At 66.9% G+C, this 21,804-nt stretch carries 19 protein-coding genes and 1 pseudogene; 6 read left to right on the top strand and 14 right to left on the bottom strand.

Features of this window, described 5'->3' with window-relative positions:
* Positions 1 to 78: 78 nt before the first annotated feature.
* The 3 genes from arsB to QH168_RS17990 form a co-directional block, all read right to left on the bottom strand.
* Positions 79 to 1,176 (bottom strand): ACR3 family arsenite efflux transporter, encoded by a 1,098-nt coding sequence (gene arsB, locus QH168_RS18000; protein WP_280235851.1) that lies wholly within the window; start codon positions 1,174 to 1,176, stop codon positions 79 to 81.
* The gene (locus QH168_RS17995; protein ID WP_280235850.1) at positions 1,173 to 1,547 is read right to left on the bottom strand and encodes an ArsR/SmtB family transcription factor; all 375 of its coding nucleotides are present in this window, start codon (positions 1,545 to 1,547) and stop codon (positions 1,173 to 1,175) included. Before QH168_RS17995 ends, arsB begins: the two co-directional genes overlap by 4 nt.
* A gap of 77 nt (positions 1,548 to 1,624) precedes the next feature.
* Positions 1,625 to 2,143, bottom strand: a complete 519-nt coding sequence (locus QH168_RS17990) for an ArsI/CadI family heavy metal resistance metalloenzyme (protein WP_280235849.1) — start codon at positions 2,141 to 2,143, stop codon at positions 1,625 to 1,627.
* Between the two features lie 100 nt (positions 2,144 to 2,243).
* On the opposite strand from QH168_RS17990, the gene QH168_RS17985 reads away from it, so the two are divergent.
* Together QH168_RS17985 and QH168_RS17980 are read left to right on the top strand one after the other, a co-directional pair.
* The gene (locus tag QH168_RS17985) at positions 2,244 to 2,603 is read left to right on the top strand and encodes an Rv2640c family ArsR-like transcriptional regulator (RefSeq protein ID WP_280235848.1); all 360 of its coding nucleotides are present in this window, start codon (positions 2,244 to 2,246) and stop codon (positions 2,601 to 2,603) included.
* Between the two features lie 199 nt (positions 2,604 to 2,802).
* Positions 2,803 to 3,969 carry an AI-2E family transporter gene (locus tag QH168_RS17980; protein ID WP_280235846.1) on the top strand — a complete coding sequence of 389 codons (1,167 nt, stop codon included), beginning with the start codon at positions 2,803 to 2,805 and terminating at the stop codon, positions 3,967 to 3,969.
* 209 nt (positions 3,970 to 4,178) lie between these two features.
* Here QH168_RS17980 and QH168_RS17975 read toward each other — a convergent pair whose 3' ends face one another.
* Positions 4,179 to 6,215 carry a CocE/NonD family hydrolase gene (locus QH168_RS17975; RefSeq protein WP_280235845.1) on the bottom strand — a complete coding sequence of 679 codons (2,037 nt, stop codon included), beginning with the start codon at positions 6,213 to 6,215 and terminating at the stop codon, positions 4,179 to 4,181.
* A 154-nt stretch (positions 6,216 to 6,369) separates the two neighbouring features.
* Between QH168_RS17975 and QH168_RS17970 the strand changes: the two genes are divergently transcribed.
* Positions 6,370 to 7,026 carry a TetR/AcrR family transcriptional regulator gene (locus tag QH168_RS17970; protein ID WP_280235844.1) on the top strand — a complete coding sequence of 219 codons (657 nt, stop codon included), beginning with the start codon at positions 6,370 to 6,372 and terminating at the stop codon, positions 7,024 to 7,026.
* Here the strand turns inward: QH168_RS17970 and QH168_RS17965 are convergent.
* Together QH168_RS17965 and QH168_RS17960 are read right to left on the bottom strand one after the other, a co-directional pair.
* Positions 7,015 to 7,722 carry a TetR/AcrR family transcriptional regulator gene (locus QH168_RS17965; protein WP_280235843.1) on the bottom strand — a complete coding sequence of 236 codons (708 nt, stop codon included), beginning with the start codon at positions 7,720 to 7,722 and terminating at the stop codon, positions 7,015 to 7,017. The two genes, QH168_RS17970 and QH168_RS17965, sit on opposite strands and share 12 nt — an antisense overlap.
* Positions 7,723 to 7,791: 69 nt before the next feature.
* Complete coding sequence (locus QH168_RS17960) at positions 7,792 to 8,481, bottom strand: MerR family transcriptional regulator (RefSeq protein WP_280235842.1); 690 nt, start codon at positions 8,479 to 8,481, stop codon at positions 7,792 to 7,794.
* Positions 8,482 to 8,580: 99 nt separating this feature from the next.
* Here QH168_RS17960 and QH168_RS17955 point away from each other — a divergent pair, with 99 nt between their 5' ends.
* Positions 8,581 to 10,311, top strand: coding sequence for a GMC family oxidoreductase (locus tag QH168_RS17955; RefSeq protein ID WP_280235840.1), 1,731 nt, complete (start codon positions 8,581 to 8,583; stop codon positions 10,309 to 10,311).
* Positions 10,312 to 10,470: 159 nt separating this feature from the next.
* Positions 10,471 to 12,066 carry a GMC family oxidoreductase gene (locus tag QH168_RS17950; RefSeq protein ID WP_280235839.1) on the top strand — a complete coding sequence of 532 codons (1,596 nt, stop codon included), beginning with the start codon at positions 10,471 to 10,473 and terminating at the stop codon, positions 12,064 to 12,066.
* 102 nt (positions 12,067 to 12,168) lie between these two features.
* On the opposite strand, the gene QH168_RS17945 is transcribed toward QH168_RS17950, so the two are convergent.
* The 7 genes from QH168_RS17945 to QH168_RS17915 all read right to left on the bottom strand — a co-directional run bounded on the left by QH168_RS17945 (position 12,169) and on the right by QH168_RS17915 (position 20,213).
* Positions 12,169 to 13,992, bottom strand: a complete 1,824-nt coding sequence (locus QH168_RS17945; protein WP_280235838.1) for a hypothetical protein — start codon at positions 13,990 to 13,992, stop codon at positions 12,169 to 12,171.
* Positions 13,993 to 14,304: 312 nt separating this feature from the next.
* Complete coding sequence (locus QH168_RS17940; protein WP_280235837.1) at positions 14,305 to 14,781, bottom strand: HAD-IIIC family phosphatase; 477 nt, start codon at positions 14,779 to 14,781, stop codon at positions 14,305 to 14,307.
* Positions 14,782 to 14,952: 171 nt separating this feature from the next.
* On the bottom strand, positions 14,953 to 15,975 hold the full coding sequence (locus QH168_RS17935) for an alpha/beta hydrolase (RefSeq protein ID WP_280235836.1): 1,023 nt from the start codon (positions 15,973 to 15,975) through the stop codon (positions 14,953 to 14,955).
* A gap of 244 nt (positions 15,976 to 16,219) precedes the next feature.
* Complete coding sequence (locus tag QH168_RS17930) at positions 16,220 to 17,434, bottom strand: nitrate/nitrite transporter (RefSeq protein ID WP_280235835.1); 1,215 nt, start codon at positions 17,432 to 17,434, stop codon at positions 16,220 to 16,222.
* Between the two features lie 118 nt (positions 17,435 to 17,552).
* A complete protein-coding gene (locus QH168_RS17925) occupies positions 17,553 to 18,425 on the bottom strand; it encodes a cytochrome P450 (protein ID WP_280235834.1) in 873 nt (290 codons plus the stop codon).
* 132 nt (positions 18,426 to 18,557) lie between these two features.
* Positions 18,558 to 19,808, bottom strand: a complete 1,251-nt coding sequence (locus tag QH168_RS17920) for a PucR family transcriptional regulator (RefSeq protein ID WP_280235833.1) — start codon at positions 19,806 to 19,808, stop codon at positions 18,558 to 18,560.
* Between the two features lie 231 nt (positions 19,809 to 20,039).
* Positions 20,040 to 20,213, bottom strand: a complete 174-nt coding sequence (locus tag QH168_RS17915) for a hypothetical protein (RefSeq protein ID WP_280235832.1) — start codon at positions 20,211 to 20,213, stop codon at positions 20,040 to 20,042.
* 796 nt (positions 20,214 to 21,009) lie between these two features.
* Between QH168_RS17915 and QH168_RS17905 the strand changes: the two genes are divergently transcribed.
* Positions 21,010 to 21,426, top strand: a complete 417-nt coding sequence (locus QH168_RS17905) for a nuclear transport factor 2 family protein (RefSeq protein ID WP_280235830.1) — start codon at positions 21,010 to 21,012, stop codon at positions 21,424 to 21,426.
* Positions 21,427 to 21,679: 253 nt separating this feature from the next.
* On the opposite strand, the pseudogene QH168_RS17900 reads toward QH168_RS17905, so the two are convergent.
* A pseudogene (locus QH168_RS17900) lies at positions 21,680 to 21,804 on the bottom strand (lipase); the annotation flags it as partial.

Below are 21,804 nucleotides of genomic sequence, written 5' to 3'. Positions count from 1 at the left end.
CAGGTTCCGAGCGTTCGATGCCCGTTCGGAGGGTTCGTCGGTGTCCCAGTTGACGATCCGCACACCCTCGGATGGCGTTCACCGCGGTGCCCCTTCCAGGCCCGAGGTCATCCCGGTGGCCTCGGGAAATCGCTTGCGCAGGGCGAGCGACACATACACAAGGGCGACCAGCACGGGAACCTCGATCAGGGGGCCGACGACCCCGGCCAACGCCTGACCGGAGGTCGCGCCGTAGGTGGCGATCGCGACGGCGATGGCGAGTTCGAAGTTGTTGCCCGCAGCGGTGAACGCCAGCGTGGTGGTGCGCTCATAGCCCAGGCCAAGGGCGGCGCCGAGGGCGTAGCCGCCGCCCCACATGATCGCGAAATAGGCCAGCAGCGGGATCGCGATCCGCACGACATCGACCGGCCGGGAGGTGAGCTGCTCGCCTTGCAGGGCGCACAGGATCACGATGGTGAACAGCAGCCCGTAGAGCGCCCACGGTCCGATCCTGGGCAGGAAGCCGGATTCGTACCAGTCGCGCCCCTTGGCGCGTTCGCCGAAACGGCGGGTGAGGAACCCGGCGAGCAGAGGGACGCCGAGGAAGATCAGCACCGATTTCGCGATCTGCCACGGCGAGGCGGCGATGCTGGTTTGCTCCAGGCCGAGCCATCCGGGCAGGACCGAGAGGTAGAACCACCCAAGGGCGGCGAACATGATCACCTGGAACACCGAGTTCACGGCGACGAGCACGGCGGCGGCTTCGCGGTCACCGCACGCGAGGTCGTTCCAGATGATGACCATCGCGATGCAGCGCGCCAGGCCGACGATGATCAGCCCGGTCCGGTACTCGGGCAGATCCGCCAGCAACAGCCACGCCAGCGCGAACATCAACGCCGGGCCGAGAACCCAGTTCAGGAGCAGGGAGCTGAGCAGGAGTTTGCGGTCGCCGGTGACGGAGTCGAGGCGGTCGTAGCGGACCTTGGCCAGCACCGGGTACATCATGATCAGTAGCCCGATCGCGATCGGCAGGCTGATCCCGTCGACCTCCACCGCCGACAGGGCATCGCCCAGGCCGGGGATCATCCGGCCGAGCAGAAGCCCGGCGGCCATGGCGACGCCGATCCAGACGGGCAGGAACCGGTCGAGTGTGGAGAGATTGCCGACGACGGCGGGGCTGTCGGTGGTGGTGCTCACGCGCTCACCACCGTCCCTGCCTCGGTGGCGAGGACCTCGGCCAGCCGGGTCAGGGCGTGCGGGACGACGCGGTAGTAGACCCAGGATGCGCGGCGTTCGCTGGTCAGCAGCCCGGCCTCGCGCAGCACCTTGAGGTGGTGCGAGATCGTCGGCTGGGTGACATCGATCCCGGCGGACAGGTCGCACACGCAGGCTTCGCCGCCGGCGCGAGCGGCGATGGCCGAGAGCAGCCGCAGCCGGACCGGGTCGGCCAGGGCCTTGAACACCGCCGCCAGCTCGACCGCGGTCTCGCCGGTCATGGGCGGGCGGAGCCGTGGTGTGACCACACACCCCGGTGCGGCCACACGCAACGGCAACTCTCGATTCGACATACGTCGATATTGATCGATATCTAATCCAGAAGGCAAGCGAGCACCCGGTGCACTCGCTCGCACCCACCCCGGGCGGGTCAGGCGCAGCAGCCAGCCCCGGACGCGACGGCCTTCTCCTTGGCCGCGCTGCCGCAGCACACGCCCGCAGCCTCGGCTTCGGTGGCGGTGCCGCAGCACCCGCTGGTCGCCTCGGCGTCGGTCAGACCCAGGTCCGGGGCCGTGCCGAAAGTGTCGCTGTCGGCGAGCACGGTGTAGACCTCCCAGCGCTCGCCGCCGGGCCCGGTGACCCACACCTTGTCCTGGGTGGCGAAGCAACACGTGGTCGCGATCTGCTCCTCGGTGAACAGCCCGGCGTCGGAGAGGCGGGCGATCTCGCCGTGAACCTGCTCCGAGGACTCGACCTCGACACCGAGGTGGTTGATCGAGCCGCCCTCGCCGAGTTTCTCGATCAGCACGAGCTTGAGCGGGGGCTCGGCGATCGCGAAGTTGGCGTAGCCGGGCTTGCGCTTGGCCGGTTCGGTGTTGAACAGGGTCGAGTAGAAGGTGACGGCGGTGTCGAGGTCGTCGACGTTGAGGGCGAGCTGGACGCGAGACATGAGAGAACCTCCACTTGTGAGACATATATCGAAGATGCTTGCTGCCGCCGAGTCTGCTCACCTCTTCGACATATGTCAATGCCGCACGTAGTGTTGTCTCATGCCCAAGGCGTTGCCCGTGATCGACATGTCCGCCCCCGTTTGCTGCGCCCCGGTCGCCGCGGGCCCGGTCGACGACGCCGCCGCCCTCGAGGTTGCCCTGCGGCTCAAGGCGATCGCCGACCCGGTCCGGGTCAAACTGATGTCGCTGCTGCTGGCCAGCCCACTCGGCGAACAGAACGGCGGTGAACTCGCCGCCGCGGTCGGCCTCAGCGAGTCCACGGTGTCCCATCACCTCGGTCAGCTGCGCAAGGCCGGTCTGGTCGAGTCACAGCGCCGCGGGATGAACACCTTCCACCGCGCCCGCCGTGACGCGCTCTCGGCCCTGTGCACGGTCCTGGACCCCAACTGCTGCACCTGAACCGAGTGCCTCGATGCGATCGACCGCGTCCGGGTCGCGCATAGGATTCACTCTGTCGGCTCAGCGTGACCTTCCTCCCGGATGTTCCTCGACCCCGAAGCCGGCGCTGGTCGTATCTTGTCGACAGCGACGGTGATCGCGGCGGGTGTCTCGGCCGTCGTGGCCGGACCCGCCGCGGAATCCGTGTAAGACTGGCGGCGTGAACGGGCCGAACGAGGGTAAGACCGAAGCCGAGACCGAGCCGACCGACCGCGTTCCGACCCCGGAGCGCGGCGATGTCATCGGTGTCGGCGTGCTGTGGCTGGCGAAATGGTCGTTGTGCATCGTCGCGATCGCGGCGGGCCTCTGGGTGATCGGATACGTCGCCGCCAAGCTGTGGGTGGTGTTGCTGCCGGTGTTGCTGGCGATCGTGGTCGCCACCGTGTTGTGGCCGCCGACCCGCTGGTTGATCCAGCACCGGCTGCGGCCGGCGGCCGCGGCGTCGATCACGGTGATCGGATTCCTCGCGGTGCTGTCCGGGGTCATCGCGCTGATCGTGCCGTCGGTGGTCGATCAGGCGCCGGATCTGGCGGACAAGTCGACCGAGGGCATCAACCGGGTGCGCGACTGGTTGCAGGGTCCGCCGCTGAATGTGCGTGACGAACAGCTGGATTCGGCGGTCGAGGCCGTGGTCTCCCGATTGCAGTCCAGTGCCGAGCAGATCGCGACCGGCGTGTTCAGCGGTGTCAGTGCGGCGACCTCGGCATTGATCACGTTGTTCCTGGTGCTGGTGCTGTCGTTCTTCTTCGTCAAGGACGGGCCGCGTTTCATGCCGTGGCTGCACAGTACGGTCGGGTCCTCCAGCGGACGCCATCTCGAAGAGGTGCTGGCCAGGGTGTGGGTGGTGCTCGGCGGGTTCATCCGCACCCAGGCGCTGGTCAGCCTGATCGACGCTGTGCTGATCGGTCTCGGTCTGGTGATCCTGGATGTTCCGCTGGCCCTGGTGCTTGCGGTGATCACCTTCCTCGGCGGGTTCATCCCGATGGTCGGTGCGTTCGTCGCCGGTGCGCTGGCCGTGCTGGTCGCGTTGGTGGCCAATGGCCTCACCACGGCGTTGATCGTGCTCGGCATCATCATCGCGGTGCAACAGCTGGAAGGCAATGTGCTGCAACCGGTACTACAGAGTCGCAGCATGAAGTTGCACGCGGTGATCGTCCTGCTGGCGGTGACCGGCGGCGGCGCGCTGTACGGGATCGTCGGTGCGTTCCTCGCGGTGCCGGTGGCGGCGGTGGTCGCGGTGGTCGTCCGCTATGTGGGCGAACAGATCGATGTGGTCACCACGCCGCCGAAACAACCCGGATCGGATCTAGAACCGGCAGCGGACTGAACGCGCGATGGTGGTGCGGCGTCAGCGTTGTACGTGACCAAGGTTCTCGAGTGCTGCGCTATCCGCAGCGCACCGAGTTCCACCCCGCGACGCCAATCGGTCATGTGATCGGCTGCCCACTCTTGTTGATACTGCTCAGACGAGCCGGGGGCTCTCCTAGCACACTGTGCGGTAGGAGAGCCCCCGGTCTCGTCGTGAGGGTGGCCCGATTACCAGCCCGATGTGCCCGCGACCGGAATGTTGATCCAGCTGGGCCGGTTCGGATCCAGCCGGACGTGTTGCGGTTTGAGTTCGCTCTCGTTGAGCAGTGGGCGCAGGGGTAGGCCGCGGGGGAAGTTCATGGCGTAGACGTCGACCCGCAGGCGGTGTCCCGGTTGCAGGATGGCGTCGGTGGCGGCCACGCCGATATCGATCACGGTGGGCTGTCCGGGAACCAGTGGTTGCCTGGTGTCGAGGGTGAGCACCGGATACGGGTCGGTGTAGTCGCCGTTGGCGGAACGGGTGGCCTTGTCCTCGTCGACCTCACGCAGCGAGGCAGTGAGCTGACCACTGGTCAGGACGGTGGAGCGACCGTCGGGTGCGACATCGTTGACGGTGACCGACCAGTATCCGTCGGTGGCGTCGTGGACGGCATTGAGGTGCAGACTGATCGGCCCCGAGATCTCGGTCGGACCGTGCACGGGCGCACTGGTGAAGGTCAGCGCGCTGGTCTCGCTGATTCTCGAATCCTTCGCGCAGGCATCCAGAATTCCGGTGATACCCGCGGTGCCGGTGGCCGAATCACGTGAGCACAGCGTGGCGAGGCCGGGCGCGACGGTGAGTTGAGCCGGTGCGCCGGGGGCCGTACTGAGGCTGCCGTCGTGCACACTGGTCACGGTGCCGGACGGTGCGGCGTCGAGATACATGCGGCGATAGTCCATACCGGGGCGCGGGAAAGCGGATGTACTGGTCCAGCCGCCGCCCTGCTGCCAGAGAGTGACGTTGTCGTAGGTGTCGATGCCGTTGTCGATGCCCTTGAGCCACTTGTCGAACCAGGCACGTTGCAGCACGTCCAGCCGCGGCGGTGCGCCGGGAAGGCCGTTTCCGCTACCGGTGGTCAGGTGGTAGATATCGCCCATGATGAGCTTCTTCTGCGCGTCGGGTACGTCGACGGCGTTGTAGACCCGCGGCGAGGAGTAGGTGAAGATGTCGTGCCAGCCGCCGTAGACGAAGGTCGGGATGTCGACCTTGTCGGGCTGTCCGAGCCAGGATGTGCGGATGGCGCTGTCGTCCTGGATGAGTTCCATCAGGTGTGGCGGGATGGCGTCGACGCTGGGCACGGTGAGCGCGGCCAGGAAGTAGTTGAAGAACGTCATCGGGTCCTGCACGCGGTCGGCCAACCACTTCCAGTCGAACGTTCCGGCGAACATCGATTCGACATCCGGGATGAGCTTGGAGGTGTTGACGGCCAGCAGCCAGGCGGGCAGGAAGCCGAATCCGACACCCGCACCGGTGGCGGCGATATCGCGCAGCAGATCGCTGCCGGGCACGATCGGGAAGATCGCCCCGAGCGCTTCGGGTTTGCGTTCGGCGGTCTGGAGTTGGTTGATGGCGGAGTAGGAGATGCCGTTCATCCCGACCTTGCCGGTGGACCAGGGCTGGGCGGCGGCCCAGTCGACCACCTCGACGCCGTCGAGCTGCTCGCGCTCGCCGAAGACCTGCCAGGTGCCCTGGGAGAATCCGGTGCCGCGGACGTCGACGACGACCTGGGTGTAGCCGCTCTGCACGAGTTTGCGGTCCACACCGAAGGAACGCAGGGTGCCCGCGGGCAGGGCTTTGGTGATCTCGGTGAGCCCGCCGAGACCGAAGGCGGACAGATCGAAGGTGGTGAAGATCTGGGTGAGCGCGTCGGCCAGCACCGGGAAGGTCAGCGCGGAGTCCAGCACATTGCCGACGAGTTTGGTGTAGGGGGTGAGGTTGACGATGGTCGGCGTCTTGTCCTCGATGGGCCTGCCCGCGGCGTCGGCCGGACGGTAGACGTTGCCTTTGAGGACGGTGCCGTCGCTCATGGTGATCGGCACATCCCAGTCGATGTGCACATTCGGATAGGCGCGCGGGCCGTCGTGGGTGGCGGTCCATTGGGCGCCGAGCGCGCCGCCGTCCGGTTGTGCCTGTCCGGTCTGGGCCGCCACCAGCGCGGTGGCGACCGCGACGATGCTCACCAGGGCTACCACGGCACTCCGGACGAGACGTCGATGTCTTGTCATGCTTCCCCTCATCCCGACAGAGCGGAACTCCCTCGTTCCTGACTCTCGGGTAACCATAGGATGGATCACATTTCATGGCAACTATGGCCTGAGTCTCACCAGGATCGACGACAGCGGCGGCGGCCGGTACCGCATCGCCTCATATCCTGGACAGATGACCGTGCTGACTGAAGGAGCGCCCGATCGGCTGCCCCATGGCCCGCACCGCCTCACCCGCGAGGAGGTCGAGAACTCCCAATACCTGCGGTTGTGCGCGGCCGCCCTGGAGGCGGTGGGCGAGCTGGGTTATGCACAGACGACGGTCACCGAGATCGTCGGCCGGGCCAGGGTCGCGCGGCGCACCTTCTACGCGCTGTTCGGCGGTAAGGAGGAATGCTTCGCCGCCGCGTACGACAATGCCGTGGCCGATTGCCTGCGCAAGCTCACCGAGACCATCGCCTCGAGCCAGGACACGGCGTTCGCCGATCGAGTACACAGCTCGTTCCGGGTCTTTCTCGAGATCCTGGCCGCGCAACCGGCCGCCACCCGCGCGCTCTATATCGAGATCCTGGCCGCCGGTCCCACGCTGATGCAGCATCGGGCGCGGGTGCACCGCCTGTTCGCCGAGCACATCATGGCCGTCGGGCGGATCGGGTTCGAGCGTGGTGAGATTCCCGCGGAGCCGGAGCCCGAATTGATCGATATGCTGCTCGGCGGCATCTCCGATCGCATCGTGGCCTGCTTGTCCGAGCGCGGCGCCACGCACTTGCCCGAGCTGGCACCGCTGTTCACCCGCACCGCGCTCATCCTGTGCGGTGGCCTACATCCCTGAGGCGTCTCGATGGAGGCCGAGCAGTTCCAGCCAGCCGGTCAATTGCAGATCGAACACCTCACCACGGTCTGTGAAGGTGCCGGACCCGTACATGTCGAATACGTCGAAGCTCACCGCGCCGAACAGTGCGCTCCACAGAACGAGGGCGCGCGCCAGCAGCCCATCCGGTAGTTCGATGTCGAATTCGTCGCGGATGCGGGTGAAGTCGGTGATCGTGGCGGGTGAGATCGGCGTGGATGCGGGCTCGGTGAGCGCGCCGTCGCGGTGGGCGGATGCGATGAGACGCAGCAGCGTCGCGATGACGCGAGTGCCCGGTGTGACGGTCTGGTCCGCGGGCGCCGCGTATCCGGGGACGGGCGTGCCGAAAAGCAATCCGTACCAGGCGGGTTCGGCCAGGGCCCAGTCGCGGACGGCGTGGGCGGCGGCGCGCAGCCGGGCGGCCGAGTCGGCGGGAGCTGCCGCGACGGCGGCGTCGACGGCGTCACCGAGGGCGTCGTAGCCGTCGACCACGAGCAGCGTCAGCAGTTCGTCGCGGCTGCGGACGTAGCGGTAGACCGCCGAGGAGACAACACCGAGTTCACGCGCGACGGCACGCAGTGACAGTGCCGCGGCGCCTTCAGTGGCCAGCTGGGTGCGCGCGATGCGTTTGATGTCCTCCATGGTCTGGGCGCGAGCACGGGCTCGTGGCGTGGTCATGGTGCCACCCTGACCTATTTCGGAGAGCAATGTCAACAACAGTGATCACCGCTCCCCCATGGGCGGATTTCAGCGACCGGATTCGTCGAGTTCGGCGACCGCGCGTTCGATTTCGTCGGCCAGGGTCGCGCCGCCGACTTCCCATGCGGCGGCGCGGAACCGGTCGCGGAATCGGCTGAGGTCGCTACCGATGCCCTCGCCGCCGTAGCTGGTCGCGGCGGCGTCGCGGAAGGTGCGCACCATCTCGTCGGCCAGTTCGGCGATGCGCGCCCGGATCACCTTGCGCAGTGCACCGCTGAGGGTGACGTCGGTGCCGACGTCGTAGAGGATCAGGGCGCCCTTGAGCATGGGCAGGTCCGGGATGGCCCAGTCCTCGCCACGGCGCTCCAGGTATTGGGCGGCGAGCAGCTCGTCGAGGATCTCGGGGCGGCGGTCGCCGAGCAGTTCGGAGAGGGCCTCGTCGTCGAGGACGGTGGATTGATCGGACGGGCCGTGCTGGCGGGGGTCGAAGACCGCGCGCCAGTCGGCCGCGCCCGGTCCGATGTCGGCGGCGAACACTTCTCGGATCGCGTCCAGGCGCAAGCCGCGGGCTTGCATGGCGAGGATGTCGCGCAGGCGGTCCAGATGTTCGTCGCGGTAGAGCGCTTCCTTGCCGACCCGTTCGGCTTTGGGGAGCAGACCGAGCGAATGGTAGTAGCGGATCGTGCGCGCCGGGACGCCGCTCAGTTCGGCCAGCTGGGTGCGGCTGTATCGGGACACTCGACCAGCATAGATACCAAGCGCACCCTTCGTTGACAGTTCCAACTGTCGTCATTAGCGTAACCGGCGTCACTGCCGACGCCGACCGAGGAGTTCCCCATGTCCAAGCACGCGACGGACTACGACGTACTCATCGTCGGGTCCGGATTCGGCGGCAGCGTCACGGCGCTGCGACTGGTGGAGAAGGGCTACAAGGTCGCTGTCATCGAGGCGGGCCGCCGCTTCGCCGACGACGAACTGCCCAAGACCAGCTGGGATCTGCGCAAATTCCTGTGGGCGCCCAAGCTCGGCTGCTACGGCATCCAGCGCATTCATCCGCTGCGCGATGTGCTGATCCTCGGCGGCGCCGGAGTCGGCGGCGGATCGCTCAACTACGCCAACACCCTCTACGTGCCACCGGAGCCGTTCTTCCAGGACGCCCAGTGGCGCGAGATCACCGACTGGCGCGATGAGCTGACCCCGTACTACGAGCAGGCGCAGAAGATGCTCGGTGTCGTGCAGAATCCGCATATGACGCCCGCCGACGAAGTGTTCAAGCAGGTCGCCGAGGATATGGGGTGCGGCGATACCTTCGTGCAGACGCCAGTCGGTGTGTTCTTCGGCGAGCCGGGCAAGACTGTCGAAGACCCCTATTTCGGCGGTGTCGGCCCCGAGCGCACCGGATGCCTGGAATGCGGTGACTGCATGGTCGGCTGCAAGTTCGGCGCCAAGAACACCCTGGTGAAGAACTACCTGTACCTCGCGGAAAAGGCGGGCGCGCAGGTCATTCCGATGACGACGGTCACCGCCCTGCGCCCGCAGTCCGACGGCAGCTGGGAGGTGGCGACCGAACGCACCGGCGCGTGGGTGCGTAAGAGCCCCGCGACCTACACCGCGCGCAATGTGGTGCTCGCCGCGGGCACCCTCGGCACGCAGAAACTGCTGCACGCCATGCGTGATCAGGGTGTGCTGCCCGAGGTGTCGGATCAGCTCGGTGTGCTCACCCGCACCAACTCCGAGTCCATCGTGGGTGCGGCGACCAAGAAGGTCGTCCCTGGCCGGGATTTCACCAAGGGTGTGGCGATCACGTCCTCGATCCACCCCACTCCGGACACCCATATCGAACCGGTCCGCTACGGCAAGGGCTCGAACTCGATGGGTCTACTGCAAACCCTCATGGTCGACGGCGGTGGACGTGTCCCCCGTTGGCTGCGCTTCCTCGGTATCGCCCTACTGCATCCGTTGACGCTGTTGAGCTTCCTGAGTGTGCGCAATTGGAGTGAGCGCACCATCATCTCGCTGGTCATGCAGCATCTGGACAATTCCATCACCACCTACACCAAGCGCGGATTGTTCGGCCGCAAGCTCACCTCCAAACAGGGCCACGGTGAACCGAACCCGACCTGGATTCCGGCGGGCAATGCGGTCACCCGGCAGGTCGCCGAGAAGATCGGCGGTGTCGCGGGCGGCACCTGGGGTGAGGTGTTCAATATCCCGCTCACCGCGCACTTCCTCGGTGGTGCGGCCATCGGCGCCGATCGCGACTCCGGCGTCATCGACGCCTACCACCGCGTCTACGGCTATCCGACGCTCAGCGTCGTCGACGGCGCCGCCGTTTCCGCCAATCTCGGTGTCAACCCGTCGCTGACCATTACCGCCCAAGCCGAACGCGCGGCCGCCTACTGGCCCAACAAGGGTGAACAGGACCAGCGACCCGCCCAGGGCCTGCCCTATCAGCGCATCGCTCCGATCGCACCGCACCAGCCGGTCGTCCCCGCGACTGCTCCCACCGCGTTGAAGCTGCCCACCGTTCCGGCCCGCCGTACCGACAGCACCACCGCGGCAGGCTGATCGGCCGTCCCCGTCGCGCCCCGCAGGCACCTCCGCCGGCGGGGCGCGACGTCTCGGGCGGCACCGGCCGCGGTGATCGGCCGCAGATGCCGCAATCCCGCCCCGGTGGCCGCCACGTGCTCGTATGTTTGCCGTACACAATGCGATCGGAGATGAACAGTGGGTACAGGTGAGGTCACTGCGGACTATGTGATCGTCGGAGCGGGGTCGGCGGGCGCGGCGCTGGCCGCGCGGCTCAGTGACGATCCCGATACCACGGTGGTGCTGCTGGAGGCGGGGCCGCGGGACAAGAACAAGTTCATCCATATTCCGGCCGGTTTCTCCAAGCTGTTCCGCACCGAGGTGGACTGGGATTACCTGACCGAACCGCAACCGGAACTCGATGGCAGGCAGATCTACTGGCCGCGCGGTAAGACCTTCGGCGGGTCGTCGTCGATGAATGCCATGATGTGGGTGCGCGGGTTCCGTGCCGACTACGACGAATGGGCGTCGCTGGCCGGTGACGACTGGAGTTTCGCCAAGGTCGTCGAGCAGTTCCGCCGCATCGAGAACGTCGAGGGCGCGCAGTATCCCGACGAGGGCACCGACGGCCCGCTGCACATCTCCCATCAGCGCAGCCCGCGCGGGATCACCGCCGCCTATCTGGAGGCGGTGCGCGAATCCGGTTTCACGGTCGAACCCGCGAACCGGCCGGAGCCGGAGGGCTTCAGCCAGACCATGGTCACCCAGCACGGTGGCAGGCGATGGAGCACGGCCGACGCCTATCTGCGTCCGGCGCTGCGCAGGCCGAATCTGATCGTGCGCTCCGAAGCGCTCGCCACGCGTGTGCTGTTCGACGGCACCCGCGCCACCGGCGTCGAGTTCCGGCAGGGCGATGCCACGTTCACCGCGACCGCGCGGCGCGAGGTGGTGCTGTGTGGTGGGGCGATCAACAGCCCGCAACTGCTCATGCTCTCCGGCATCGGCGACCGGGAAGAGCTGGCCCGCCACGGCATCGAGACGGTGCAGCACGCGCCGGAGGTCGGCGCCAATTTGCAGGACCATCTCGTGTCTGCCGTCGGCTACGGTGTCGGCTCCGATTCACTGTTCGCCGCCGAGAAGCCGCGTCAGCTGCTGGATTATCTGCTGCGTCATCGCGGGATGCTCACCTCCAATGTCGGTGAGGCCTACGGCTTCCTGCGCAGCAACCCGGAGTTGGCGCTGCCCGATCTGGAACTGGTCTTCGCGCCCGCACCGTTCTTCTACGAGGGGTTGCGTGAGCCCACCGAGCACGGTGTGGTGCTGGCGACGGTGTTGTTGCGTCCACACAGTCGCGGCCGGATCGCGCTCGCCTCCAGTGATCCGGCGGCCAAGCCGATCATCGACCCGCGCTATCTGTCGGACCCCGACGGCGCCGATCGAGCCGCCATCCTGTCCGGACTGCGCACCTGCGTGCGGCTCGCGCAGGCTCCGGCGCTGAAATCGGTACTCGGACCGATCATCTACCCGCCGCAGGCGCCGACCGATATCGAAGAGACCTTGGCACTGACGCTCACCAGCTATTCGCACACCCTGTACCACCCGGCGGGCACGTGCCGGATGGGCAGCGATTCCGCCAGCGTCGTCACCCCGCAGCTCGAGGTGCGCGGTGTGCAGGGTCTGCGCGTCGCGGACGCCTCGGTGATGCCGGTACTGGTGCGCGGGCATACACATGCGCCGTCGGTGCTCATCGGTGAGCAGGCGGCGACCTTCATCCGGCGCGGCGCACGGGGCTGAGATCGTCGACCGGCCCTCGATGTCGCTGCGACTCGGCGCATCGAGGGGGTTCCGGTAGCCACCGCAGAGAGCCAAGGGATATGGCGTGACAGCGGGTAGCTGTCACGCCACGCTGTCCGGTTCCGTCAGCTCGCGGATCCGGCGCCCTGCCTTACGGGCCAAACCGCTGGATGAGGCGGAGACGATGGCACGCAGACAGGTGAGCGCCTCATCACCACCGATAGCCGTGATCGCGTCGAGCGCGGCCCGGGAAGACTCTCCGGTCCGCCATCCGCCCCTGAGGATCTGCCGACATAGTCGGCGTGCGGTGTCTGCGTTCCCGACCATGCCCTGCGCATACAACACCCATTTGTCACGGTGGGGGCAACCGGCCAACATCCACGCCTCGTACAGGGCCCATGCGAACTCCGCCAGCGACACCGGATCCACCGTCTTCGCGACAACCCGAACCCCGGCGTACAGCCCTCCGGGGCGGCACATCATCAGCATCGTGCAGAGGTCTTCCACCGCGGATTCCGGCAATACCGCGCTACCGTCTGCCAGGACGATGGGAGGAAGCAGGCTGGTTACGAGCCACGCCGGCAGTCGCGGAATCCGACGGGGTAGCGACAGTATCGCATCATCACCCACGATCGCGGTGATGGCCGCATGGGCATGATCGTCGTAATCTGTTGCAGCGCCGTCTATTACGCTGTGGTGGGCAATGGTGTGGAGTGCGGGTGCTGCAAGTTGACGATCGCCGACGTGCTGTAGCGGCCGAGGTCTGCGATGCCAGGGCGGGGCAGCCAGGACATCCGGCAATTCATGCGGTTCGGCGTTGCGCAGATGTCCGGGTTCATCACTCTGGTCGGCCAGTGCATCGCGAATGGCCCGCGGTTCGCGACTTTCGAGGGCCTGAACAATGTGGGCGGAGGCCGGGTGGGCGGTATCGGCGGACAGCAGCCGCATCGCACGGCGCGGGAACCGGCTCGCAGCTCTGGACAGTGCGGAAAACACCAGCCCGTTATCGGCGCGCGCCCGGAGTAGTTCCATCGCGACGTCGGTCGGAAATCGGGACAGCATATCGGCGAGTTCGCCCGTGGAGTGTTGACGAGCGCCCCAACCGTAGGGTGCATGAAGCCTGGCATCCAGCATCGCGGCGATGACGTCGGCGGCAGCCGGACCTATCTGAGTCGCGATATTGTGCACGTGACGGAAAAGGCGGGCTGGCTCCACTGATCCGGTGATGCGGGTGAGCTGCTCGGCAGTGGTGGCCGACGCCGCCAGCAGGGCGAGCGAGTCCGAGGAATCAGACGGAACCGATGAAGCCCCGAAGTCATTGCTGTACCAGCGCGGGTGCCGCTCAGTAGGTGAGTGGCGAAGTCTGTCGATCGGCATCGCGTCGAGATCTGCGTCGATCCACGCCTGTTCGGTCGGAAGCAGATACGACGTAGCCACCCGTACCCACAGGTCACCGACATGACCGGACTCCCCTCGGCCACCGGCCACGCCGCGCAGCGCACCCAGGCGTTGAACAGCGGTCTGGTAACTCTCTTCGGATGCACACGCCAGGTGCCCCCGAACCCGCCGCAACACAGTGTAGGCACGCAATGGTCCGGCTTCGTTCGGCTCCGGCGCGGCCAGATGGATGGGATTCCACGTACCGCCGCCGGGCCCCGAGACAACCGAGTTCGACAGTCCGACCCCGGACATCCACACAGCCGCCTCCGCCGCGAAGTCGAGCCCGTATTCGGCCACCCATGTATCAGCCAGACTGCTCTGCTCCGAGTGCAGCAGAGCGCAAACCACCGCCGCACCTTTCGCGGATACGCGTGAATCGAGAAACTCTTTCCCCGCCGTGGAAAGCCAATACGCACCACTGTTGCTCGGGCACGCAAGGGCACCCTCGATCACCCGGCGGTAGGGCGCGAGTTCAGTGGGCGTCACCGGAATTCGCGGCTGAGAAGTCAACTGCCGCCGCGGGCCCAGCCCCCGAAATGGCGATGCCCTGCGCCACCAGTTCGCCGGAACAGTCCACGAATCCTCGTGACCCAGCCGATTCCGGGGTTCGGCCACACATCCTCCAATTTCACCCAACAGAACCGAGCACTGGCTCGGACACGCGGCAACGGGCGACGAGGACATCGCTCACCGAAACGTGTACGTCGCGGCAGCCTACGACACGGCCAGATGTCCACGGTCTCCCATCAATGGGAGCCGATATGGTCGTGCCACCGCGCGGGCATTCCTCCGCCCGGACTATCGGGCGGGCACCCGCGCGAACCCGAGCGGCGGGGTCAGGTCGCGGTCGGGGCGCACCACCGGCCGGAAGTCGGGGTGGTCGAGCAGGGTACCGGCGTTGCGGGCGGCGTAGCAGCGCACCAGCGGCAAGGCTCGCGCGACCTCCGCGCGTTCGACCGGTTCGGGGTCGACGAAGCCGATCGAGTCCAGGCGCAGGCCGAGGGTGTGGCTGATCCGGACGATGGCCGACGATTTGCGGCCCCAACCGATCTCGACCGCGGAGAACATCTCGTGCAGCCCGTGCCTGCGCAGCATCTCCACGGTGCGCCCGCGATCGCCGCGGCTGGCCACCGCATGCCATATGCCGCGCTCGCTCAGCATGCGCAGCGTGCGCAGCGCTGAGCGATCCAGCGCCCCGACAGTGCCGTCATAGACGACGCCGTCCCACAGCGTGTTGTCCAGTTCCCAGACCAGACATCGCAGTGCCGGTTGCATCTCGGCGCCCCTATCGGTTTCTCATCGCTGGTCCCGCGCCGAACACGGCCGGTGCGGCCAGCACACCTTCCAGCGCAGGGCACGGGCCGGGCGAGACCCGGAGGTCCCGGGTCGGCTCGGCCGGGACGATGCTACCCATACCGGTCGCCCCCCGACCACCCGTGCGCGCGGTCATCGCGGCAGCCCGAGGCCCTCGGCCAGCACCGGCCAGGAGTCCTTCATCGCCTGCTGCCAGTATCCCCATGAGTGGGTACCCGTGGGCTGGAAGTCGTAGGTGGCGGGGATGGCGAGCTGGTCCAGCCGACCACGCAGGTTGTGGGTGCACCAGTTCACGGCGGCCTCGATCAGCCCGCCGAGCACCAGCTGATTGGCGAAACCACGGGGGCCCGGCTGGGCGTACGCGCCGTTGAAGGTGTCATACATGCCGGGAACGCCGGTCCCGGTGGAGATGAACAGCTTCAGCCCACGCAGTCCTTCGGCGTTGAGGTAGGGATCGTTGGCCGCCCACATCGGATCACCCGGCGGACCGTACATGTTCTCGGTATCGCCGCCGCCCCACGACTCCACCGCCAGCTTCACGAACTGCTGCCCGATCGGATCGCTGATCTGCGCGCACCCGCTGTAGGCGGCCACCGCGCGGTACAGACCCGGCTTCGCGATCGGCAATTGCAGCACCGAGGTCCCCGAGGTCGACAGACCGGCGATGGCATTCACGCCGGTGGCGTCGAATTCGCTGTCGATCAGCGGCGGCAATTCCTCGGTGAGGAACGTCTTCCACTTGTACACGCCCAATTTCGGATCCGGCGAACGCCAATCGGTGTAGTAGCTCCACCGCCCACCGACCGGCTGCACCACATTCACCTGCTTATCGGCCAGGAAACCGAGCACATCGGTGTTCTTCTGCCAGGTCGCGCTGTCCATGCCGCCACCGCCGCCGTTGAGCAGATACAGCGTCGGCGCGGGCTTCGACCGGTCCGCCGGACGCTGCACGTTGACCATGATGTCGGTATCCATCGACGCCGAATGCACCCGCACCTGCACCGTCCGGTCGTCGAGCGCCCACGATCCGGTGATCGAGGACGTCGGCTCGGCCGTCGCGCTCGGTGCGAGTGCGACCACTCCCGAGGCTGCGGCCACTGCCGCGATCGCGAGGACGTGCACCCATCCGCGGCGGGCTGTTTCGGATCCGATCATGTGACGCGAACGCTCCTGTCCTGGCCGACGCGCGGCCCGAACCGGCGCCCTCCAGCTGGTCGACTGCTGGTGAATCAGCACCAACCTAGAACGCGGCGGTCACCGCACCGGACGAACAAGATCTGGTCTGGAGACCTCACCAACACCCGAGGTCACGCCTAGAGACACCGCACAACGCACCGCGCGATCCACCGACCGTGACTATCGATCGCGCACTGCCGGTGCGGCCGGACCGGCCGTCGTCTCATCGGACTTCGGGTGAAACCGGCTCTCTGGCATGCAGTTTCACCGCGGTGTAGATCAGTGCGATGATCGCGGTCGCCACGAGCAGCAGCAGACCGACGGTGTAGTCGTTGTCGACCGGATCGTAGGTGGCGCCCATGACCAGCGGCGGAAAATAGCCGCCGAGGCCGCCCGCGGCGGCGACGATACCGGTGACCGACCCGACCGACCGGGCCGGGGCGCGCCGGGCGACCCAGGCGAAGACGCCACCGGTGCCGATACCGAGGAAGATGGCGAGCAGGATGAAATCGGTGGCCGACCACAGATCCGGCGGTGGCTGGAACACCGCGATGAACGCCATCACCGCGGTCCCCGCGAACGAGGCGAGGACCACATATTTCGGTGGGATGCGGTCGGCCAGTGCACCGCCGATCGGGCGGGCGATCACCGCGGCCAGCGCGAACGCGGCCGTGCGGGCCCCGGCATCGACGGCGGAGAATCCGTAGATCGTCTTGATGTAGGTGGGCAGATAGTTGCTGAACGCCACGAAACCGCCGAACACGACCGCGTACAGGAACGACATCTCCCAGGTCACCCGCAGTGTGAGGGCGGCGGCCAATTTCGGAACGACCGGATCGGTGTTCGGATGGAATTCCGGTGAATCACCCATCACCAGCACACACACCACCGCGGTGATCGCGAGCGCCACGGCCACGATCGCATGCGTCGGGAATACCCCGAACCAATCGACGAACCGTGGTGTGAAGAACGCCGACAGTGCGGTGCCGACCATTCCGGCGCCGAACACGCCGGTGGCGAAGCCGCGCCGGGCCGGTTCGTACCAGTTGTTGGCGAACGGGATACCGACCGCGAAGATGGTGCCCGCGATGCCGAGGAAGAAACCGAAGACCAGCAGCAGCGGATACGATTCGGCCGCCCCCGCCGCGCCGACGGCCAGCACGGGCAGGATGGACGCGACCGAGATCGCGATGAACATGACGCGCCCGCCATATCGGTCGGTGAGGGCGCCGACCGCGATCCGGCCCAACGATCCCACCAGAATCGGCGTGGCGACCAGCAGCGAGGTCTCGGCGCTGCTCAACGACAGATCACCGGCGTAGGTGGTGGATAGCGGGCCGATCATGTTCCAGGCCCAGAAGTTGATCGCGGACACCCAGGTCGCGAGCGCCAGGTTCGACCCCCGTTGCTTACCGAGGCCGGTAACGGAAACGGTCACCTCCTCAGGAAACCACGCGTCGGTCGGCTCCCACGGGATTGCGGCGCCGGCTACCACTCGGCATGTCGCCCATTCGGCCCAGCCCGCCACCATCCTCACCGAGCACGCGAGGTCCCGCCTATAGGTTGTGGCGGGACAGGCCGCCGCTGGTCACCCGACGCAACCGACACGGCACATCCCCCGTGGGGTGCAGAACCAGATCAGCGGTGACCTCGATATCACCGGGTGGCGTGACGAACTCGAACTCACGCACCAGCCCGGCGAGGATGACGGCGGCTTCCAGCATGGCGAACCGCTGCCCGATGCAGCCGCGAGGGCCGAAACCGAACGGCATCCAGGCGAACCGGTGCGATTGCTGCGGCGCATCCGGTGCGAAACGTTCCGGGTCGAAGCGACCGGGATCGGGCCAGAGGTCATCGCGATGGTGGATCACCCAGGTGGCGATGTTGATATCTGCTCCGGCCGGGATCTCATATCCGCACACCGCGGTGTGGTCGACGCAGTTGCGCGCGATGAAGGGGGCCGACGGGTACAGCCGGGTCGTCTCCTTCAGCACCATCGTGGTGTAGGTGAGTTCGCGTATCGCCGCCGCACTCCCCCGCGCCGCCACCGGTACCCGATCGACCTCGTCCCGCAGCCGCCGCTGGGCCGCCGGGTACAGGCCGAGCAACCGCAGGGCGAACATCAGCGCGGTCGCCGTGGTGTCGTGGCCGGCCAGCAGGAAGATCTTCACCTGATCCCGGATCTCGTCATCGGAGAGCGCTTCGGTGCCGCTGCGGGCCGCGACCAGGCGGCCGATCAGGTCCGACCCCGGATCGCTGGCCGCGCGTCGATGCGCGACGATCTCCTCGCAGACCGCGCGAATATCGTGCTGCGCTCCGGCGATCCGCCGGTTCGCGGGTGTCGGCCAGTTCGACGGCGCGTGCACCGGTGACATCGCACGCCGCAACACCGCGCGTAATCGGATACTCGATTCCGTTCCGGCGAGCACACGACGGACCTCCGCGTGGACTCACGCGCGTCCGCTTCGCTCCAGAAGACCCCAATGGCGTGCCGCCCGGTGGGGGCGAGTACAGAGCCCGCGAAGCTCTCGCGGTGGCCGCAGGGATCGCAGGCGTCGGTCTCAGCCGAGCGGCGAACCTGCTTCGGCGGTGCTTCCCGCGCGATGCGCTCGGATCAGGAGCGCGGCCCGCAGATAACAGAGACCGGTGACGTCGTTCGGGTCGAATCCGGTGATCTGGCCGATTCGTTTCAACCGATAATCGACCGTATTCGTGTGGACGTAGAGTTTCCGTGCCGACCGGGAACGTTGCATATTCGTCGACATATGCACTTCGAGTGTTTGTAGCAGGTCCGGATGCGCTTCGAGGGAATCGAGCACCGAACTGAGATAGTCGCGCGCCGGACCGGGTCGGGTCAGCTGATATTCGAAGGCCAATTCGTGTGGGCGATACACTTTGCTCTGGCCACCGATCCGCTGCACGATATCGACCAGCTCGTGGGCTTGTTCGGCGACGCGCGGTATCTCGGTCGGCGCCGCCGCCATCGCCACCGCCCGGACCGGCACCTCGGCCGCCGTGGACAGCTGCGCGACCAGTTCATCCAGGTCGGCATCGGCGAATTCGGTATCGGGCAGCAGCAGCGTCCCGCCGTCGACGCTCATCAGCGACAGCACCTTACCGCCGCAGCGGTCGGCCAGTTCGGCCTGCACCCGCCGCAGTTTCCGTCGCGCAACCACTTTCGCGTCCAGCGCGGAGTCGAGTTCCTCGGCATGCGGTGGAAGTTCCAACGCCACCACGTGATAGCGGTCGGCTACCTCGATACCGCACTCCCGCGCCATGGTCGACGTGCTCTGTCCACCCAGCAGCGCGGAGGTCAACGTGTGCACGGCGGTGTGGTGTTCGCTGACCGCGGAACGCAGTTCACGAACGTAGGCCACCGATACCGCCGCACTGATCATCTCCAGGGCGTCCATCAGCCGCCGGGCGACGCCGACGACGATGTCGTGATCATGCGGGGTGCCGTTCACCAGCAGCAGGTCGAAGGCTAGTTTGAAGCCTTCGTGGATCGCGTGGTGGATGGTGTCGATCGGGATGCCCTCGCGCGCCCAGTCGGCGGCGGCGTCCTGCACTCGTTCGGTGCGACCGGGAAGATCGCGCCCGTCGAGCATGCTCTTGGTCAATTCCAGGCACACTCTCGTGACGGCGGTGATATCACCATCGAGCGCTTCTCCCGGCAATGTCGCGCACGGCACGACGTTTTCGACGAAATGGCCCACCATCTGGCGGGAAATGGTCCGTACGTCCTTCAGTGGAGTGGAGACGAGCCCACCCGAAGCGGTGAGAAACGGCTCGGCGGAGGTTGCGACAGACATGGTGATTCCTTCCCACCCACAGGCCACTGGGGCAGGGATTCACGCTACCGCGACGACCGATCACGCAGTCCGAACCTTCCATTGTGACAAGGGGGAACGGATGGTGTGATCGGTTATGGTTTCCAACAATGCCGCCGGATCGGATGACCGGCAGCGACATTCGCCTACGCCGCGCGGCGGTGACGCACCGGGGCAGGTACGTCACCGCCGCGGACAACTCGGGTCTGCCGATCACAGGCAGAGGCTGAGCTCCAGCGGTCCGATCGGAATGGGGGCGCACACCTCCACCGAGCCCGAAACGGGTGCGGCCGTAGCGGCCTCCGCGGAGGCCGTACCGGCACCGAGTGCGGTGGCCGACAGCACGAGCCCGGCGATGGCGAACGAACGGATGATTCTGGAATTCATAGGATAATCCTCGGTTGTGCTTTGTGACGCATCCCGGATTCGGGACGGGCCAATCAGAACACGACGAGTGAGCCGCGGCTATCCATCGAGCCGAATTCGTATTCTTCAGTTGTTCTCCGCGAACTGCTCGTAGATATCCACAATTCTTTTCTCGCGGCTGTCGGCAATAATCTCCGACAGCTGCACCTGTCACTGTTCACGCGGACTCGGCGGATGGTCGGGGCGGCGTCCGGTGAACTCGTGCGGCACCAGCGGGAACAGCTCCGAGCACCCGCTCGTGCGAGCCCTGGCAGCGGCGGCGGTCAGTGCGGGTCGCGGTCGAGGGCAGCGGCATCGGTTGCGAGCAGGCTGCGGGCGCCCACGCCGAATACGTCACCGCAGCCGCCCGCCACTTCGCACCGATGCCGGAGACGTCGCGCTACCGCTGGCCGGGCTCACCGCGTGGCAGATGCTGGTCGACGTGGCCGGGGTCGCCCCGGCCAGCGGGTGCTGATCACCGCGGCCGCGGGCGGCGTCGGACCTCTCGCGGTACAGATCGCCAACTCGCTGGGCGCCCAGGTTCGTTCGAGCACTCGGCGCCGACCCGGCCACGGTCTGCACGATCAGGTCGCGGTGGTCGATCGACGCGGCCGCAGTTCTGGATCAAGCGTCTCCGGCACCGTTGATCGGCCGCGTGATTCGCGGTGGTCAACTACCGTGGGCGGCACGACGGAACACCGTCGGTCTTGTCGCTCAATCTGATTGGTGCCCAGCTGATCTGGGTACCGGTCGCCGAGATCGTTGAAGGAGATCCACCATGACGCCGTCCGTGCGGGAACTGGTGCAGCAGTACTACGCGCTCATCGATACGCTCGAACCGGAGCAGCTGCGGCAGGCGTGTGCCCTGATGACCGAGGACGTCGAGCTGACTTTCGCCAATGCGGAGCCGGTCACCGGGCGTGACGCCGCGGCGGCGTCGATCCAGTTCGTGCTCGACCGGTGCACCGGCATCAAACACACCGTGACCTCGCTGTTGGAGACGCCGCAGGCGGACGGGAGCATCGACGTCGCTTTCGAGATCCGGATCCGCTACGACCTGAAGACCGGGCGGGTGCTCGAGATCCCCGGCAGCGTGTTCGGCACCATCCGTGAGGTCGACACCGCCTACGGCGTTCAGCCGCTGTTCACGGTGCAGCGGCTCTACGGCGATCTCGGCGAGGTGTTCGCCGACTGATCGGCGTCGACGCTGCGGTGCGATTCCACGACGGGGCAACGTATTCCGTCGGGGTGAACGCCGCATGCCCACCGAATGGTCGGGTGCGGTGCGACCATTCGGTGGGCATTTCCACCGGGCTCTCGATGCGGGGACAGGGGCGGGTTGAGGGGTCCCCGTCCGCCTGCACAGTCGGCGCGGCGGCCTGGCATCCACCGGGACCGGTCGCCGGAGTCATAGCCGTCCGGTCTTGGTGGGTGCCGGTCTCGGGGGGTTAGAGGGAGCCGCCTCCGCCGATGAGCCAGGGGTTGAACGTGCATTGCAGTTGCGGGAACGCAACGGGGTCGAGCGCGTTGAGCGCGATCGACAACGCCCGCGGCGAATACATCATCGTCAAAT

The organism is Nocardia cyriacigeorgica (assembly GCF_029868385.1).
Classification (GTDB): domain Bacteria; phylum Actinomycetota; class Actinomycetes; order Mycobacteriales; family Mycobacteriaceae; genus Nocardia; species Nocardia cyriacigeorgica_F.
The sequence above is the reverse complement of the archived record's forward strand: the minus strand, read 5'-3'. Positions and strand labels throughout refer to the sequence as shown.

Excerpts from the sequence above, each read along its gene's own strand:
- QH168_RS17995 (WP_280235850.1), bottom strand. The coding sequence starts at position 1,547 with ATGTCGAATCGAGAGTTGCCGTTGCGTGTGGCCGCACCGGGGTGTGTG.
- QH168_RS17990 (WP_280235849.1), bottom strand. The coding sequence starts at position 2,143 with ATGTCTCGCGTCCAGCTCGCCCTCAACGTCGACGACCTCGACACCGCC.
- QH168_RS17985 (WP_280235848.1), top strand. The coding sequence starts at position 2,244 with ATGCCCAAGGCGTTGCCCGTGATCGACATGTCCGCCCCCGTTTGCTGC.
- QH168_RS17975 (WP_280235845.1), bottom strand. The coding sequence starts at position 6,215 with ATGACAAGACATCGACGTCTCGTCCGGAGTGCCGTGGTAGCCCTGGTG.
- QH168_RS17970 (WP_280235844.1), top strand. The coding sequence starts at position 6,370 with ATGACCGTGCTGACTGAAGGAGCGCCCGATCGGCTGCCCCATGGCCCG.
- QH168_RS17965 (WP_280235843.1), bottom strand. The coding sequence starts at position 7,722 with ATGACCACGCCACGAGCCCGTGCTCGCGCCCAGACCATGGAGGACATC.
- QH168_RS17955 (WP_280235840.1), top strand. The coding sequence starts at position 8,581 with ATGTCCAAGCACGCGACGGACTACGACGTACTCATCGTCGGGTCCGGA.
- QH168_RS17940 (WP_280235837.1), bottom strand. The coding sequence starts at position 14,781 with ATGCAACCGGCACTGCGATGTCTGGTCTGGGAACTGGACAACACGCTG.
- QH168_RS17935 (WP_280235836.1), bottom strand. The coding sequence starts at position 15,975 with ATGATCGGATCCGAAACAGCCCGCCGCGGATGGGTGCACGTCCTCGCG.
- QH168_RS17920 (WP_280235833.1), bottom strand. The coding sequence starts at position 19,808 with ATGTCTGTCGCAACCTCCGCCGAGCCGTTTCTCACCGCTTCGGGTGGG.
- QH168_RS17915 (WP_280235832.1), bottom strand. The coding sequence starts at position 20,213 with ATGAATTCCAGAATCATCCGTTCGTTCGCCATCGCCGGGCTCGTGCTG.
- QH168_RS17905 (WP_280235830.1), top strand. The coding sequence starts at position 21,010 with ATGACGCCGTCCGTGCGGGAACTGGTGCAGCAGTACTACGCGCTCATC.